This window comes from Prevotella pectinovora, assembly GCF_041323955.1.
GTDB lineage: Bacteria > Bacteroidota > Bacteroidia > Bacteroidales > Bacteroidaceae > Prevotella > Prevotella pectinovora.
Window position 1 is genome coordinate 2,440,749 of the sequence record NZ_JBGLIV010000001.1, and the last position, 18,947, is coordinate 2,459,695.

Genomic DNA, 18,947 nt, shown 5'->3' on the forward strand with positions numbered 1-18,947 from the left:
GGGGTGTCCCGCCTGCTGGGGCGGGACTGTTACCCATTACCAATACTAATTTTCAAAGATTTTTATTTAACAGTTACCTTCATGGTCTTCACGCCGTCGGCGGTCTGCATCCTTACGACATAGATGCCGTTCTCGAGCTGGTCGAGTGTCTGCATTCCGGTTCCCTTGGCGAGCTGCGATCCGTTCAGAGAGTATACTGTGACTGCAGCGTTCTGTGCGTCTTCAGCACTGATGCCCTGGATGTTGCTGCCTTCTGCCGGCACGAAGTTGGTGAACGTGAAGTCGTCGTAGAATGCCTGGAGAGCAAATGTCGCGTTGTAGTCGCGCACTGCCACGTAGATGTCCTTGCCTGCGTATGCAGAGAGGTCGATGACGTAGTGTTTCCAGTCTGCACGGTCGAGGAACGGAATCTCCTCAAGCGGCAATACCTCTGTGAACTGGTCGGTGCTGCTGTTGCCTGTCTCGCTGACGAGCACTGCCACCTTATGCTTTGCTGATGGCAACACGCTCTGCAGACTCTCCAGGTTGCGTGCCCAGAAGTCGAACTGTGCGCCTTCTCCAGCCTTGAGCTTCTGACTGATAATCCAGTTGTCGCCCGTGATGTTCTCCGACAACGGTGTTCCAGCCATGAGCACTGCGTCGCCTGATATTGGAGCGATGCCGTTGTGGTTAGGACGCTCGTAGACGATGGTGAAAGCGAAGACGCCACCGCTCTCCGGACATTCTGTGCCGTAGTATGTGAAGCGTGATGTTGCAGCTCTGTCCACGTCAATCATTGTGAAGTCTTTCTTCCAGTTGTGGTCGAGGTCGTTGTCCTCGAATGAATAGTAGTAAACGTTGCTTGCCAACGCTGTTCCCTCAACAGGGAGCGAAAGGGTGTAGCCGCTCTCGAATGTCACTGTGAGGTTGTCGCTTACTGTAGAAACGGCATCCTTGGCATTGAACTGAATGTTGAACTTCTGTCCCTCGCCGGCTGCTATCTCGTCGCCTGCCTTGATGGATGTCTCGAAGTTGCCGGTTGCGAACGTTGCGCTCTTGACCTTCAGCGTATTGGCTCCCTTGTTGATGAGTGTGAAGATGTCGCCGGAATTGCTTGCCATGTTGTAGTTCACCTTGCCTGCGTTCCATCCGCTCTTGTTGAAGATTGCCTTGTCGCCTTCTTTCTCTTCCAATACCACATTGTCGAGAGCTCCGCCTGAATCCTTGCCGCTGTAGCTGTAGTGTGTCCAGCGGAACTTCACTGTCTTGCCTGCGTATTCTGCGAGGTCGAACGACTCTCTGATCCAGTAGATCTTCTCCTTCGCCCAGTCTGTTGACATGTAAGAGAGTTCTTTCCATTCACCGTCGGCATAGATTTCGAAGGTCAGCTTCTCAACGCCGTTGTTAGGCTCTATGTTTACTTTCTTTTCAATGCCGCTCGCATCTGCCACGAGGTCTACAGGATGACGGTCGCCCCAGTCGAATGATATTGCCATGGTCTTGTTGGCAGGGAGCTTGAACTCCTGTGTTGACACTGAGATATGCTCTCCGTTATTGAGCCATGTGGCATAGAGGCATGGCATTGGATTGCCTGATACTGTATTGACGCTCCATTCGCGGTTATACTGCGACTCGCCTTCTGTGGTCCAGCCTGTCGGCAGATTGTCGCCACTGAAGTCCTCGGTATATGGATAGTCGGCAACCGAAGCGTCTTTCTGTGTGGTGAAGCGCCATTCCTGAGATTTCGTTGCCTGACCTGCAGTGTTGTATGCCACTACCTTCCAGTAGTATGTAGTCTCATAGTCGGCTGTAGGGAGTGTATAGGTGAGCACGTTGCCCACGTTCTGTCCGTCGATCACGTTGTAAACGCCTTCGGCTGTTCCCACGTAGAGGTTGTAGCCCTCGGCGAACAATGCCGGTGTCCATTCGAGCTTGATGTCCTTAGGATAGATGTCTGTTGCCTTGTCCTTAGGTGTCACCACCTTGCAGGTGTCTGGCACGCCGTCCTGTCCGTAGAGTGCAGGAAGGAGGATACGGTCGAGATAGAAGTTGCTGCACTCCGGCACGTCGCCGTCGTTTGATGTCACGCCGGTGTTCACCCAGCGCACGTATGAGTTGTCTGTTCCTGTGCCGAGGTCAACGGTCTGTGTCACCTTCACGTTGCTCTTGCTGACATCTTGGTATGGGAATATCCATTTCTCGGTCCATGTCTTTCCGCCGTCGGTAGAGAGTTCCACCTTGATGTCGTTGCTCTGGTATGTAGTACCGTCTTCGCTAGTGAAGTCGTTGTAGTATTCGAATATCAACTTGCCGCCATTGGTGAGGTCGAGGCGTGGCGTAGTGATGTAATTGTCCTGCATGTCTACGCTTGCCACTGCCGAGCGGTCGCCCTCAAGGGCTGTAGATGTTGCCGACCATCCTGAGTTCTTCCATCCTGCCGGTGGGAAATATGCCTCGAAGGTTTCCTCTGTCATACCGTCGGGCAGCATTTCCTTGGTTGCCTTCAGGGTGATGGTAAGGTCGCCGCCATTGGTATGGAGCACCACGTCAGCTGACGATGGACTGGCAAGCGAAGCGGTATACGACAGCTGGAAGTTGACCGCCTCGTTCTTGTCGAGGTTCACTGTGGTAGGGTCGAGTGTCATCTTAACGCAGTCAGGCATGTCGACGCCTGTTATCTGCAGACCCTTCTTGCCCACGTTGGTGAGGGTGAACTGCTTGGTATAGAATTTCTCTCCGAGATACATCTTGCCGTAGTCATAGCTCGTGAGGTTGAGCTTGCCCACTGGTGTAGTGGCTGGAGTGAACTGCTTCACGAGCACGTTGTCCAATGCCATGGAGTTTGAATTGGTGGTGAGCATCTTGTACACAAAGGCGATCTTCACCTTCTGGCCCTTCCATTCGCTGAGGTCGAGCTTGCTTGACTGTGTCTGCCAACCCACGAAGTTGGTCACTCCGCTCTCTTTCAGGTCTTCTGGATTCTGGATGGAGAATATCGTCTCGGCATTGGCGAGGTCACCGTTTTTCACGATGCGCACCTGCAGGTCGTACAGGGACTTGGCACTGAATGCCACCTGCGAGGTCTGCCAGTCGAAGCTCAGCTGATAGGTGTCGTCGAGGTCGAGCTCAGGTGTGAGCAGGATTTCCTCTCTCGGTCCGGCGCCGTCGGCACCCGAAAACATCTGTCCGTCGCAATATGCCACGTGTTTACCGGATATCGTACCTTTTTCAGAATAATAGTTGGTCCATTTAAACTGGGGGGTCTCGCCGGCGTAGGTGTCTACCGTTGTCCACCCTTGGCCGCTGGCTACAGGACGCGAGAATGGAGTGTCGTCTTCCGAAGCTCTCACATAGTCGGTCTCAAAACCCTCGTCGAGCAATACTTTCTGTGCGCTGACGCTTACAGAAGTAGCAAACATTGCCGCTAACAGCATTAAAGATTTAAACTTTTTCATTGGCTTTGCTTTTTGGGATTATTATTGTTATATCTATTTCATTAAACACATATTTGTATATAGTGGGAATAATATTTGTGAATCAATCACCATACTGGTTGTTCCTTTCTGCCGACAACTGACTTCTTGTATCATCGTGTCGTTTCATCGGCAAAAGTAATAAAAAAACTCACTTTTTGCTAACATTTTATGCGAAAATACGGCAGGCAATCTATTAAAATACAATTTGTCGCATTAATTTGTAATGCAAAAGATACAAAATGGAAGATTTTGCATGACCACCGCCAATAAAGTTACGGATTAAAATCAGTCAGAGAGAAATAGTAACAATGACAATCATAACAAGCATATAAAAATTAAAAAACCTTAGACAGGACACACAATGCCTTGCCTAAGGTTTTCTTGTTCGCGTCCGAACAAATACTACATGTTACCTGTTGGCGGAATTAATTTAGTGCATACTTAATTCTGCCAATGGGCTTGTCGTTAATGAAGTTTACGTATTGCAGAATGGTAAGTGCACTAATTTTGCCAATGATTCTGGCAAACAAACCATTCGTTATTTTCGCGTAGTTCCTGATGACCAGAAACTGGTCTGTAAGTTGTGAGAATATTGTCTCAATCCTCTTTCTTGCCTTTGCAAACGGGATGAATGTCGGTTTCCAGTCCTTTTGGTTGAGCCGATACGGACACTCCAGTCTTATGTGTGCGGTTTCGAACAAGTCAAGCTGTACGTCAGCTCCAATATACCCTTTGTCACCATAGATGCTACAGTCGTGATAAGTATGTTTTACATCCTTCATATAATGGAGGTCAGCCACACTTGCCTTTGACAGATCATAGGAATGGATAACTCCACTTAACCCACAGAGAGCGTGTAACTTATAACCAAAATAATACGTATTCTGCGAAGCACAGAAGCCGAAGTCGGGAGCTTGCGAGAAATTTCCGGTACGTCCCATCTTGCAACGTTTTCCTCTTGCAACCCTACAAACCTTTATCGGCTTGGAGTCAACAAAGAATTGTTCCTCTCCGCCATCCATTTCCATGGCAATCCTCTTGCGCAGTTCCTCACACAGGCCTGCCGTTTTCTTCCTGCGGTCATTGAACTGTCTCCTTGATATGAGATTGGGAATGTTGTCCTTGTATTCTTGCAATTTATAGTCGAACAACCACTTCTCACTATCAATGCTCTCGGTCTCTGCCGTCAAGGATAGCGCCACCACTTCCAAATCCGAAAACTTGGGAACAGGACCACGACGTGGAACATTACCCGATTCATTGACGAGATTTTCAGAGAATTGCTTGCATATCTCAAGTATTTTGACGAATTTTGTATAAAGGTTGTACATACGATGGTTTGAACTTAATGTTTTGAGCACCACTAAGTTACTAAAAATCAGCGATATGTACAACTTTTTACTCATATTTATCAACTTAAATTAATTCCGCCAACGGGTTACATGTTATTTAATCATTACCTTCAATATAATTTATTCATTTCTGCTAAAAATGTACTTGGAAATATTATATATTATGTCTGTTTTTTCTCTTTTCATACTGACTGTCATGACCTGTTCGCAGTTTCGCGTCGTGGAGGAATGGAATGTAAAAGACCAGATAACCTCAATTGACCGGCTTTTCTACGTCAAGATGCATTTTTGAAAGACTTTGGATGAAATGTCTGAATTGGGTTAGCAATTGACTTTCGACCTTAAAAACTATGAACCTATCATTTGTAGTCGTTATGACTATAGAGATTGATGAATAATGTAACGGCTTGTGGTGCCAGTTAATAGTTGTCTCTAACGGGAGAATATGTCATTATCGTTGACGCTCCCACAAAAGTTGATTTCACGATTTCTTGTCCTTTTTATATGCTTTCGTCAGTAGTATCGTATGTTTCCTTTAATTAAATTATTACTATGTTCCTTGTTTTGTTATTACGCTTGCAAATATATTGCTTTATTTTATTTTCACAAAACAATATATCACTTTTTTTTGTGCTTTTTGAAAAAAATCGCAAAAATATACGCTTTTTTATTATACAACGCCTCAATTACATTATATATAGGGCAATGTAAATGCAAAATTGCCGTTTTGCTACAGAATGTAAGGAAACACCCTGTTCTGCTTAAATCATATACAGGGATAGCAAAGCCAAAGCTACATATTGAAAGAAAGAGGATTGAACAAATATTGGATATTTTATCACAAAGAAATAACAAAGTGTCACTTACGAATTGACTGTATACATTCGGAATTGGAAAAAGATTGACAATAACATAGAAAACGGACAAAAAGAAAGAAAAAAGCAAGTAGATAAATCACATTACCCTGCTCACAATAAGAAACCAGAAGAATATCATGCAAGAAGTGGATGGCAGCCAGACGAAAAAACCATAACTTGTCTTGACCATTGCTACAGCTCTGATAAGTTAGGACCTCTTGCCTGGTATGACTTCGTAACATACAAACTAAAATCACTTGATTGAAAAACTGTTGGAAAATAAAAGTTTTTTTCCGATGAAACCGCCAATTCTTAGATCACAATCAACTACTATGGCTTGCTTTTAGAAGGTCGAAATATGATTGTCTTTTAACCCAAATCAGTCGTTAGGGCTTGCTTGGATTTTGTTTTTTAGAAGGATGGATTTTGTTTGGCTTTCAATGAGTAATAGCGGGCTATTGCGATTTAAAAACAGACGAAAGACGCCTTATGAAAATCAAAAGACTGCAAGCAGTTATTTGAATTATATATTAAACGGCCTAATGACCTATTGGGAGGGGTAACGATAATCAAGCACAAAATATACACATAAGAATGTTTTTTCCGCGAAAAAGTATCATAGTATCATTTTATGGTCTCTCAGAACGGCTAAAATCCTGCAAGCCAACGAGTAACGCCAATGATACTTTTCCGAACTCTTTACAGAAAAGTATCATTGATGTATCATCGAAATATCATACAGCTTTATTTATTTTAACCCCAATCGGTCATTAGAACCATCCTGACCTACCTAATGGGAAGGGACAAGTTACTCTGCATATTGCCATCAGCCCCCACCTATCCTCCCCCGTAGGGGAGGGACTGGTTACTCTTGACTGCCTGTTTACCAGTGGGTTATCCATAATTTTGCAACTTGACCACCAATGGTCATCAGTATTCGGAGTAAACTGCACCACCAGTCTATGACAGAAACGGAGTGAACTGCACCACCAGTCTATGGCAGAAACGGAATAAACTGCACCACCAGTCTATGACAGAAACGGAGTGAACTGCACCACCAGTCTATGGCTGAAACGGAGTAACCTGCACCACCAGTCTATGACAGAAACGGAGTGAACTGCACCACCAGTCAATGGCAGAAACGGAATAAACTGCATCACCAGTCAATGGCAGAAACGGAGTAAACGGCACCACCAGTCAATGGCAGAAACGGGATAAACTGCACCACCAGTCTATGGCAGAAACGGGATAAACTGCACCACCAGTCTATGACAGAAACGGAGTAACCTGCATCTCCCCTTCGGGGGAGAACGAGAGGGGGCTGAAGTCAGAGGCAGAGTAATCTGTTACTCCACTTTGGGAATGTTAGGTTGTAACCAAGAGCGTATGGGTTACAGATAAAAACAACATCCTAACCCCATTTGCCATTCCGTGATATCGTTGTGTCCCCAGCCTATGGTTGATGGACAGCAGTCTATGATCCTGTCAGAGAGTACAAAATCTGCCCAACTGGGGCAACGTGCTTGCCCATGTTGGGCAACGTGCTTGCCCAAGTGGGGCACGCTGCTTGCCCCACTTGGGCAGAAAATGCGCCAGGCGGCTGCCCAATTAGTTAATGTTGTAATATCCATATTCCTGTTTTCTGGATTCTGCCAACACATGCAATTCCTGCCATCTGAATTCCTGCCATCTGATACTTCCTCTCATCAGCAAACCATCCAGACAATTGCCTGACAGTTGTCTGACAGCCAACTGACTGAATATCAAAGCACTACATGAAAAAACCAGACAATCTGACAGTTTTGACGATTTTTTAGTGAAATAGCAATTCTATAGTCACCATCATTGCTCCCTGTCTCTCCGTCAGGGATAGTGTCATCAATTTCAAGTCAGGAGACACAGGAACAAGACCACTAAAGAGCAGTGTACTAAAAGCTGTAAATCCTTGTTTTAAGGACAAAAGTTTGGAAGTTTGGAAAATATGACGTAATTTTACAATATCAAAGGGTTAATACCGATGAAATCGGCATTTTTTGTAGTTTTTCGCCTTGTTGCGCTACCAAGACAATGCACAAAGCGGAGAATTGCCATGAGATTGAAACGAAGGCGGAAATGGGAAACGCCACAGAATCCGCATGGCAGAATCCATGTTCCAAAGGAACGAAATACGGAATAAACAATAAAAACAACAAAATATACAACAAAATGGGAAAGATTATACTCACTGGCGACCGTCCGACGGGACGCCTACACTTAGGTCATTACGTGGGATCGCTGCGCCGCCGCGTGGAACTGCAAAACGAGGGTGATTTCGACAAAATGTTCGTTTTCATCGCAGATGTGCAGGCTCTCACTGATAATGCTGACAATCCAGAAAAGGTCAGACAGAACATCATCGAAGTGGCTCTCGACTATCTCTCTGCAGGTCTCGACCCGGAGAAAGTGACGCTCTTCGTACAGTCTATGATTCCGGAGCTCGCCGAACTGACGGTATACTTCATGAACCTCGTCACCGTGTCGCGCCTGCAGCGAAATCCTACGGTGAAAACGGAGATTCAGATGAGAAACTTCGAAACGAGCATCCCTGTAGGCTTCTTCACATACCCTATTTCTCAGGCTGCCGACATCACGGCTTTCAAGGCTACCACCGTGCCGGCAGGAGAGGACCAGGAGCCGATGCTGGAGCAGACCCGCGAAATAGTGAAGCGCTTCAACTATATCTATGGCGACGTGCTCGTGGAACCGAAAATCATGCTGCCTACCAATCAGGTGTGCTGCCGACTGCCGGGAACCGACGGTAAGGCGAAGATGAGCAAGAGCCTCGGAAACTGCATATATTTGTCGGATTCATCGAAGGAAATGCAGCAGAAAGTGAAGGGAATGTACACCGATCCGGGCCACTTGCGCGTGGAAGACCCGGGCAAGGTGGAGGGCAACACCGTGTTCACATATCTCGACGCATTCTCTACAGAGGACGACTTCGCTGAGTTCTGGCCGGAGTATAAAAATCTCGATGAACTGAAGGACCACTACCAGCGTGGCGGTCTGGGCGACATGAAATGCAAGAAGTTCCTCATCAAGGTGCTCGACAAGCGCCTTGAACCTATCCGCCAGCGCCGCCATGAGTTTGAGCAGGACATCCCTGAGGTTTACAACATCCTGAAGAAGGGCAGCGAGGCAGCACGCGAAGTGGCAGCAAAGACTCTCGACGAGGTTCGCGAGGCTATGAAGATAAACTATTTCAACGACGCATCCCTCATCCAGCAGCAGGCTGAGATGTATAGAAATAAATAATTGCGGACCGAGAGGCTAAGGAGCAATCATCGGAACGCAATCCTGACAAAAAAAGACACCACGATACTCCCCATATTGCGCTTCATGCCGTATGGGGAGTTTTTACATATAATAAAAGGTTATCAATTTGACACTTTAAAAGAAAGATTTTAATCATATTGCCAATTTTTATCTAATATTTTTTGAATTTTATTTGTACATCTCAAAAAAAATCTCGACTTTTGCATGTGGAACGTTATTCAAGAAGCAAAATTGCAATGAGGAAAGATGAAAAACAGTATAAATTGCAAGAAAGGAAACGTTAGAGAGAAACATACAACAACTGATTAAATTATCAACTAAATAAATTTAAGCTTATGAGAATATTTACTTTACTTTCGTTCGCGGCCATCTTCGCTGCACAATCTGCAAATGCACAGAACCCTGTACAGAACCAGCGCATCTCACTTGAGAGTGTATCAGGTGTTTACGCTCCAGCACAGAGCCCGGTAGCCAAGAAGGCGGTTTCTGACATCATGCGCCCTGCTAAGGAGCAGATCTTCTACAGAAACGACAAAGACGACGGATGGGCAGAAAAGGCAGCCGAGGAGTACACTTACACCTACGACGAGAAGGGCCGCGTGAAGACAAAGCTCAGCTACGACCCTAAGGCTGAGGTTGCAAACCAGAAATATTCGCGCTACACATACGAGTATGACGAGGACGGAAACGAGACGCTCGTACTCTTTGAATACAGCGGCGACAAAGAGACATGGAAGGGCGACTGGAAAATCGAGAAGACTTGGGACAACGTGGTGAAGGGTCTACAGACTGGTGCCATGATGTATGAATACAGCGTCGTGACAAAGCAGCTCACCAAGATGTCTCCAGAGAACTGCTTCCGCACAGAGATTACCCGCGACGACAAGGGCCGCGTGACTCTGTATGTGAACTACAGATACAATGACATGAAGAAGGAGTATATCAACCAGCGTATCACTCCTACATACGACGAGGCTACCGGCCATCCTTCATCAGTGGTGATGGAGGACCAGATATGGGACAATGACGCACAGGCAAACGTATTGGGCGAGATTAGGAGATTCCATAACTTGAAATGGCAAGAGTGTGACGACCAGTTCGTGAACATAAACGACAATTTCCGTATGGGCAATTGCCGCGCTACTGAATACAGATTCAATTATCGCGGTGTGGACTACGGTGACTATGTAATTACATACGGTGAGAAGTATCCTGAGTATGTAGCTAATTATACATACCTCGACGGATCTGGCAGTGACGTCATGACAAACAAGCTAATTGACGATAACGGTTCTTACTACTACTATGACGAAAGCTGGTGGGATAAGAACGGCGACGGAGAGAAAGGCGCAGACGAGATTTCATTGAGCAAGTATGTTTACTACTACAATGAAAAAGGCGTGAAGTGTGGCGATGAGCAGTGGGGAAGCGGATACGGCTCTCCAATCGAACTCTACTATGCCCACAAGGACGTTTACACATACGATGCTGCCTATGACTACCAGACAGAGATCGTGGCTTACTCATTCGATTTCTTCAACAAGGTTCTCGAGGACGGCACTGTAAACTACACTCCAAACCAGCGCACTGTTTACTCAGACTTCACAAAGGTTGGCGAAGTTGACGCTATCGACACAGTGAAGGCTAACGCTGAAGGCTTCACCACATACTCTCTCTTCGACCTGCAGGGACGCTGCGTAGAGAAGGGCGCCATGAACAACAACATCGGTAGCGGCAAGCACGGCGTATTCATCCTCCAGATGAGCAACGGCTCTGAGACAAAGAGCGTACGCATAGCAAGATAATGACATAGACCAGACTAACATCCAATACAATCCCCGTGGCATCGAAAGACGCCACGGGGATTATTCATTTCTACAGCCGATAACGCCCACTTTGCAAACCCGTCTTGACAAAGTCAGCACTATGGATTGACAAACCTCACTAAATAGTGTGAATGACATAAAATATTTACATAAGGGTACGGGGTATATCAGATTTTCTTTGTAATTTTGCCACGTAAAAAGAGCCATACCGTTATCGTGGCAGCTCCAGAGCGAGCCATGTTTGCCAACCACGGAAACGGAAACGGCATGAAAAGACTCGAAACGGTATTAGCTACAAGCCGGCAGACGGCATCATCGACAGATCGGGAAACGACAACAACGACAAATCGAAAACTGCATTATCGACAATCGAGAAGGTATTAGTGAGACACAATACATTATAATATTATAATAACATTATGATTTATTCAACAGAAGTAAAGAACATGTGCGTTGTGGCCAAAGGCCCAAACCACGGACCAGCTCCTATCCCAGAGGAAGGAAAATGGGTTTATGCTAAAGAAATCAAAGACATCTCCGGCTACACACACGGTGTGGGTTGGTGTGCTCCTCAGCAGGGCGCCTGCAAGCTGTCTCTCAACGTTAAGGACGGCGTTATCCAGGAGGCTCTCGTTGAGACTATCGGTTGCACGGGTATGACCCACTCTGCTGCCATGGCATCAGAAATCCTGCCAGGCAAGACAATCCTCGAGGCTCTCAACACAGACCTCGTTTGCGACGCCATCAACACTGCCATGCGCGAACTCTTCCTGCAGATCGTTTACGGACGCACACAGAGTGCATTCTCTGAGGGTGGTCTGACAATCGGTGCCGGTCTTGAGGACCTCGGCAAGGGACTCCGCTCACAGACTGGTACTCTCTACGGTACTGTTGCCAAGGGCACACGCTACCTCGAGCTCACCGAGGGATATATCACACGCCAGTTCCTCGACAAGGACAACCAGGTTTGCGGTTACGAGTATGTACACCTGGGCAAGATGATGGAGGCCATCAAGAACGGTATGGACGCCAACGAGGCAGTGAAGAAGTTCACAGGCTCTTACGGACGCACCACCGCCGAGCAGGGAGTTGTTAAAGCTATTGATCCACGTAAAGAATAATAAGGAGAAACAAAGACATGATTAGAAAAGTAAGTTACGAAAGTCAGGAGCGTCGCGAGGCGCAGGTTCTCGCTGCCCTCAACGCTGAGGGTATCAAGAGCGTAGAAGAGGCTAACGAGATTTGCGAGGCTGCAGGTGTTGATCCTTATCAGATGTGTGAGGACACTCAGCGTATCTGCTTCGAGAATGCAAAGTGGGCATACGTTTGCGGTGCTGCCATCGCCATCAAGCGCGGCTGCAAGACTGCTGCTGAGTGTGCAGAGGCTATCGGCGTGGGTCTGCAGGCATTCTGCATCCCTGGTTCTGTTGCCGACGACCGTAAGGTTGGTCTTGGCCACGGTAACCTCGCTGCACGTCTGCTCCGCGAGGAGACACAGTGCTTCGCATTCCTCGCCGGCCACGAGTCATTCGCTGCCGCTGAGGGTGCCATCAAGATTGCTGAGATGGCAAACAAGGTTCGCAAGAATCCTCTGCGCGTTATCCTCAACGGTCTCGGCAAGGACGCTGCCATGATCATCAGCCGTATCAACGGTTTCACATACGTACAGACAGAATTCGACTACTACACTGGCGAGCTGAAGGTCGTTAACCGCATCGCTTACTCTGACGGTCCACGTGCAAAGGTGAACTGCTACGGTGCAAACGACGTTCGCGAGGGTGTGGCTATCAACTGGAGCGAGGATGTAGACGTTTCCATCACCGGTAACTCTACAAACCCGACACGTTTCCAGCACCCGGTAGCCGGTACATACAAGAAGGAGCGTCTCGCTGCCGGCAAGCCTTACTTCTCAGTGGCTTCAGGTGGTGGTACCGGACGTACTCTTCACCCAGACAACATGGCTGCTGGTCCTGCTTCTTACGGTATGACCGACACCATGGGCCGTATGCACTCTGACGCTCAGTTCGCAGGTTCTTCTTCAGTTCCTGCCCACGTAGAGATGATGGGCTTCCTGGGTATGGGTAACAACCCGATGGTAGGTGCTACAGTGGCTATCGCCGTAGCTATCGACCTCGCCCTCAACAAGAAGTAATTATCTTGTTCATAAGATATTTACATAATATTATCCTCCATAATCCTTATAGCGATTATGGAGGATTTTTTTGTATCTGCAAACCTGTTGGATATTGGCTTTTCTGGTGAACTTGTGATCGGGGGAGACTGTCCGAAAACTATAGCCACGTAGGTTAGATTCGTTACCAGTCGTGTGATTTTGTTTGTTTTGTTATAGTTGTTTAACTCAGAATCGTCTTTATTCTCAAGTATTTTTCGTACCTTTATAGTAAATTAAGACGATAAGATATGGCATACAAGAAAGGTTCTGACAGGCGACAGAGGGTTCTTTTCCCAGACTGCATTGACGAGTATGTGGAGGCTGACGCTCCCGTAAGACTCTTTGATGCATTCGTTGACCGTCTCAAGATGGATGAACTGGGATTTATCCGCAGTACACCCGCTGAGACCGGCACTCCTGGTTACAATCCTCGCGATCTGCTCAAGCTATACATCTACGGTTACTTCTATCAGGTTCGCTCCTCACGCAAGCTTGCCCGTGAGTGCAAGTGTAACGTTGAGGTTATGTGGCTGCTCGGCAAACTGTCTCCAGACTTCCGCACCATCTCTGATTTCCGCAAGGATAACAAGGAGGCTATCACCAAAGTATATAAGGAGTTCAATAAGTTTTGCATGGGACTGAAGCTCTTTTCCAAGTCGTACATCTCCATTGACGGCAGTAAGTTCAAGGCTGTAAATGCCAAGGACAATAATCTTACGTTGAGCAAGCTCGATGACCGAATCAAGCGTCTTGACGAACACATCTCCATCTACATGGAGGAGCTTGACGCTTACGACCATGAAGAAGGACGCAAACTCTCAAAGGATGAGATTCAGCGCAAACTTGATGTATGCAAGGAGCGCAAGGAACGCTACGAGGGCTACCGAAATCAGCTTGAGGAGAGTGGCGAAAGCCAGATTTCTCTTACCGATACCGATTCCCGACTGATGAAAGCCAACGAGGGTTTCTGTGTAGGCTACAACGTGCAGACTGCTGTTGATGCCGAGAGCCACATGATAGCTGGTTTTCAGGTAACCAACAACCCTACTGACCACGGTCAGATAACCAACGTTGCTTCTGAGATAAAGGCTGATTACGATGTGCCAGTTCTTGAAACCACTGCAGACAAAGGCTACGAGTGTCCTGAGGATCATGCTGACGCACTGGCAAATGGTATCATACCTAACGTCATCCAGCGTGATGGTGGATGTACGGAGCAAGTCCAATTTGACTACAACGAAGCAACCATAACCGATGAACAGAAGGCAAGCACAAAGCCGGAAGACCTGAAAGCATGCTTGGAGGCAGGCGTAATACCTGATGTTTACGAAGGAATCCTGACCGATGCACAGACTGCTGAGGTCAAGGAATTCGCTACCGATGTTGTTGACTCCGCAGTACTGAAGATGACTCCCGAGCAGATGCGTGCCAAGGCTCTTGAAGGATACTTTGTAAGGGATGCCGAACGTAATCTTGTCTATTGCCCGCAGGGTGAAATCCTCAGACAGAAGTCAATCAAACGAAACGGCATGATACGCTACTGCAACAAACTGGCATGCAAGAAATGCAAATGCAAGTGTACTGCCCAGAGGTTCAAGGAGGTCGACTTTAATAAGGATACATTGATAAAGGCTACCGAAGCTAAGCGCAAGCAACTCAAGGAAGAGAACAAGGACAAACCGAAACCTCCCAGAACGAAGGTAGTGAAGAAAGTCGTACGCTATGTCCTTCACCTTGACCAGAATAAAATGGACAATCGCAAATGTCTCTCCGAGCATCCTTTCGGAACCATGAAGCGAACTCTTGGACAATACTATTTCTTACTCAAAGGCTTTGCCAAAGTCAGTGCTGAGATGGGCCTCTTCTGCCTATCTTACAACCTTCGTCGTGCCATAAGTCTCAGAGGTGTGCTAGCCCTTGTTGCTGCACTCCGATAAATTTATTTAGGGGAATCATATACCATCAAAAACACGCTCTAAGTATGCTCGTAGCGGCAATTTTTAGCCCTTATGACGAATTGTTTAACATAAACTGATTTTTTAAGATGAAAACTTATATGCCCTTAAATGGGCTCAGGTGGAGTCGCAATAGCGGCTCTGCCAACTGTGATATGCCTCAAAGTGCCGTTTTCGGACGGCCTGGGGGGGTATGCCATATTTCCCTTTATTTAACGTGGAGAATGGTGGATTTTCGGAGAATATATATATATTTGCATCAAGCGACATTATATTCTATATGGAGCAAGAATTGTAAATGACCTGATAGAAAAGCTAAGAAGAAAAGAATAACAATGGATAAAGGGCAATTTCTATTATATCAGACTCCTGACGGTGATTCACAGATAGAGGTGAAGCTGCAAAACGATACTGTCTGGCTATCACTTGACCAGATGGCAGAGTTGTTTCAGCGTAATAAGTCCACTATCTCACGACATATAAAGAATGTGTTGGAGGACGGGGAACTTGACGAAAATGAGGTTGTTGCATTTTTTGCAACAACCACTAAACACGGTGCTATTGAAGGAAAGCTACAGAAGCATCAAGTGGCTTTTTACAACCTCGACATGATTATCAGCGTAGGTTATCGTGTACATTCCTACCGTGGCGTTCAGTTCCGTATATGGGCAACCAAGGTGTTGAAGGAGTATATTGTGAAAGGCTTCGCCATGAACGATGACCTGTTGAAGAGAGCTGGAGGTGGCAATTACTTTGACGAGCTGCTTGCAAGAATACGTGATATCCGCTCCAGTGAAAAAGTGTTCTATCGCAAGGTATTGGAGATTTATGCCCTCAGTATCGACTATGACCCACGAGTGGAAATGACACAAAAGTTCTTCAAGACTGTACAAAACAAGATGCACTATTCTGTTCATGGTCATACTGCGGCGGAAATAATTTACGAAAGAGCCGATGCCGAGAAAGACTTTATGGGACTTACAACATGGTCTGGAGCTATGCCAACAAAACCAGAAGCGGAAATAGCCAAGAACTATCTCACCCACGAAGAGATAAAATCACTGAACCGCATCGTAAGCCTGTATCTTGACTTCGCCGAAATGCAAGCCGAGGAGCACCGACCTATGTATATGAAGGATTGGATAAACATTCTCGATGATTTCCTCCGTATCTCCCGAAAAGACATCCTCACCCATGCAGGCAAAATCTCCGCCAAACTCGCCAAAGAGAAAGCCGACCAGGAATACGACAGATTCAAGGAGCGCACCAAGAACGCCCTCTCGCCTGTAGAGATTCATTTCTTGGAGAATTTTGAGCGCGAGCAAAAGAGATTATCTGGAGGAAAAGACAATAATAAGTAAAGTCTGCTCTACATATCAACCACACCTTAATTATATCAGAATACAAGTCCTGATGACCGATTGTGCTTAACTCCCAATCGGTCATCAGGCTGTTTTTATCTCACCACGATTTCATCGGTGAAGAGCCATCCGAATTCGGTGTCGCAGCTGCCCTGCACTCTCACGTAGCGTGCCTTCCGGCTGCCATGCCATGCCTGAGTGCGGTAGCCAACACGACAGGGGTCGCGCTGCGGCTGGTCTTGCGAATACACCTGAGTGAATGTCTTGCCGTCTTCGCTCAGAGAAACCCGATATTTGGTAGGATAATAAATCCACGGACCGAGCGACTGCATAAATACCGCCGACACCTCATGCAGCTTCTGTATGCTGCCCATGTCTATCGTCACGTCGAGACACCATCCCTCGGTGCCTGTGAAGCCCTGCCACCTCTTGTCGGCATAGGTCCAGCCGCCACGCACTCCGTCAACAAGCGCCTGTTCGCCACCGGCAGGATATTTAGGATGCAGCGGAGTGTTGTAGGTCACACGGCAGCCGCGCGCTTTATGTTTTACGGGAGTGAACGACTCCTTGCGCTCTCCTATCTCATTACGAAGGTCGAAGGCGTGGATTCCCATAGCCCTCACAGTGTCACACTCTGCCAAGGCACGACGGTGGAAGTCGGCATAGTCTTTCTTCTCTGCTCCGTTCCATCCTATCTCGGCTATCGCCATCGCACGTGGCCAGAACATATACTCCATCTGCTCGTCAGACGGTATGTATTCTGCCCACAGGTTAGCCTGCAAGCCCGTGATATGGCGGCGCTCGTCGGCGGTGAGGTCATCGCCCGGCACGTAGTCATACATCTTCTTGAGTGTGAGGTATCCGCCCATCGCCGTAGGCTGGGTGATGGGAGCATCCTGATATCTGTCGATATAGCAGTAGTCGCCGGGCGAGAGCACCACATCGTAGCCGTGCTCAATAGCCTTGCGTGCCAGGTCGGTCTCTCGCCACACCATCACAGTGGTATTGGGGGCGAGACAGGAGGCTATCACCTCGTCCCATCCCACAAGGCGTCTGCCGTGGGCATTGAGGAAATTGCCGAAGTGGGTGATGAGATGTGCCTGCAGTCCTGCCTTGTCGGTATGCAGCTCTTTCATCATGCGCTGGCAGAGCAGACAGTTGTCCCAGGCTTTCATCACTGCCTCGTCGCCTCCCACGTGGATATATTCCGAAGGGAATATGTCCATCACCTCAAGGAGCACGTTCTCCATGAAATCGTATGTTGCCACACTGCCGGGACACAGGTCGGAATCCTTGTATGGCTCATGGGAGCAGGAGAGTTCGGGATAGGCGGCGAGCACTTCTTCTGAGTGTCCCGGCATCTCTATCTCCGGCACTATCGTTATGCCCCGGTCGGCGGCATAGCTTACGAGCTCGCGCAGCTGGTCCTGGGTGTAATATCCGCCGTAGGCTCCCGGTGTGCCCTCCTCCACGTATTTTCCGCCGTTGTCGGTCCACTCCTGCCATGTGGCATAGGGACGCCAAGCGGCGAGGTTGGTGAGCCGGGGGTATCGCTTTATCTCTATTCGCCATCCGGCGGCATCGGTGAGATGCAGATGCAGGCGGTTGAACTTATATCGCGCCATGGCGTCGATCTGACGCTTCAGGAATTCGATGGAACGGAAATGACGCGACACGTCGAGCATCATCGAGCGCCATTTGTATGCCGGTGCGTCAACCACATCGCAGCATGCCACTCCCTTCTTCGTAGTCAACTGTCTCACCGTAGCCCAAGCCAGACGGAAGCCGTCAGCACTGGCGGCTCGGATAAGGATGGTGTCGGGAGAAACATGCAGTTGGTAGGCTTCGGCCTCAGCACCGTCTTTCAGCGTCAGTCCGGCTATCGACTTTGGAGACAGTCTGTCGAATATCATCACCTGACGGGCGCCTCCCTTGCTAACAGCCATCCATGGCTCGGAATAGATGTTGTGGGCGATGTCCCCCACCCTGTTCTCCACTCTCACTTGTCTGCCACGGGTATGGAATGTGCCTTTGGCTGGCGCATACGACTGTGGTTTGGGCAGTATGCCCTGTGCTGACGCCTTGCCCTGCGGCGTGGCCACGGCAAAGGTGAGGACAAGGCTCATGGCGAGTGTCTTCACTCTTTTGCGTATTCTTCTGTCTATATTCATGTAATATTATGTTTTCTGTATTCCAACTTAGGTTTCCTGTGTTTTCTATGTCTTTGCAAAGATAATGCAAAAAAATGAAAAGACACAAGACTTTCATTTAATCAAGCCGGAATTCAGAATCTGCACGAGATTGATGCAGATTTTGAAGAAATCTGCACGAGATTGATGCAGAATTTGAAGAAAACTGCACAAATTTGATGCAAAAACGGGTATAAACTTCGTGTAAAAGATATTTATTTAATTAAGCCATATGCGAGAAAGGAGTGAAACAGATTATTGAAACAACATCTCATACAAGGGAAAGCGGCATGAAGGAGAAATCAGAAATCTCCCTACATGCCGCTTTATTGTCGAATAAAACAATCTTCTAAGCCCCAAGTCTGACCTTAACGTCAGACTGGATATGGAACTATCTTGCTATCACTTTATACAATTACGAATAATGACATGCGAAAACACAATAAGGGCTGTCCCATATCAAC

Annotated in this window: 9 protein-coding genes; 6 read left to right on the top strand and 3 right to left on the bottom strand. The window is 47.4% G+C overall.

All coding sequences use genetic code 11. The features are described from left to right. Positions 1–62: 62 nt before the first annotated feature. Together ACDC99_RS09550 and ACDC99_RS09555 are read right to left on the bottom strand one after the other, a co-directional pair. The gene (locus ACDC99_RS09550; RefSeq protein WP_370756652.1) at positions 63–3,434 is read right to left on the bottom strand and encodes a choice-of-anchor J domain-containing protein; all 3,372 of its coding nucleotides are present in this window, start codon (positions 3,432–3,434) and stop codon (positions 63–65) included. Positions 3,435–3,880: 446 nt separating this feature from the next. Beyond that, entirely contained in the window at positions 3,881–4,861 is a 981-nt protein-coding gene (locus ACDC99_RS09555; protein WP_370755793.1) for an IS982 family transposase, read from the bottom strand. A gap of 3,008 nt (positions 4,862–7,869) precedes the next feature. On the opposite strand from ACDC99_RS09555, the gene trpS reads away from it, so the two are divergent. The 6 genes from trpS (at position 7,870) to ACDC99_RS09585 (ending at position 16,294) form a co-directional block, all read left to right on the top strand. Continuing rightward, on the top strand, positions 7,870–8,958 hold the full coding sequence (gene trpS / locus ACDC99_RS09560) for a tryptophan--tRNA ligase (protein ID WP_370756653.1): 1,089 nt from the start codon (positions 7,870–7,872) through the stop codon (positions 8,956–8,958). A 356-nt stretch (positions 8,959–9,314) separates the two neighbouring features. Beyond that, positions 9,315–10,784, top strand: coding sequence for a hypothetical protein (locus ACDC99_RS09565; protein WP_370756654.1), 1,470 nt, complete (start codon positions 9,315–9,317; stop codon positions 10,782–10,784). A gap of 440 nt (positions 10,785–11,224) precedes the next feature. After that, the gene (locus tag ACDC99_RS09570) at positions 11,225–11,926 is read left to right on the top strand and encodes an iron-sulfur cluster assembly scaffold protein (RefSeq protein ID WP_022317243.1); all 702 of its coding nucleotides are present in this window, start codon (positions 11,225–11,227) and stop codon (positions 11,924–11,926) included. 17 nt (positions 11,927–11,943) lie between these two features. Next, positions 11,944–12,957, top strand: a complete 1,014-nt coding sequence (locus ACDC99_RS09575) for a GGGtGRT protein (protein WP_287074795.1) — start codon at positions 11,944–11,946, stop codon at positions 12,955–12,957. Positions 12,958–13,226: 269 nt separating this feature from the next. After that, complete coding sequence (locus tag ACDC99_RS09580) at positions 13,227–14,915, top strand: transposase (protein ID WP_042517040.1); 1,689 nt, start codon at positions 13,227–13,229, stop codon at positions 14,913–14,915. A gap of 353 nt (positions 14,916–15,268) precedes the next feature. Next, positions 15,269–16,294, top strand: a complete 1,026-nt coding sequence (locus ACDC99_RS09585; RefSeq protein WP_042520214.1) for a virulence RhuM family protein — start codon at positions 15,269–15,271, stop codon at positions 16,292–16,294. A gap of 95 nt (positions 16,295–16,389) precedes the next feature. On the opposite strand, the gene ACDC99_RS09590 is transcribed toward ACDC99_RS09585, so the two are convergent. After that, the gene (locus ACDC99_RS09590) at positions 16,390–18,465 is read right to left on the bottom strand and encodes a glycoside hydrolase family 20 protein (protein ID WP_370756655.1); all 2,076 of its coding nucleotides are present in this window, start codon (positions 18,463–18,465) and stop codon (positions 16,390–16,392) included. Between the last annotated feature and the right edge of the window lie 482 nt (positions 18,466–18,947).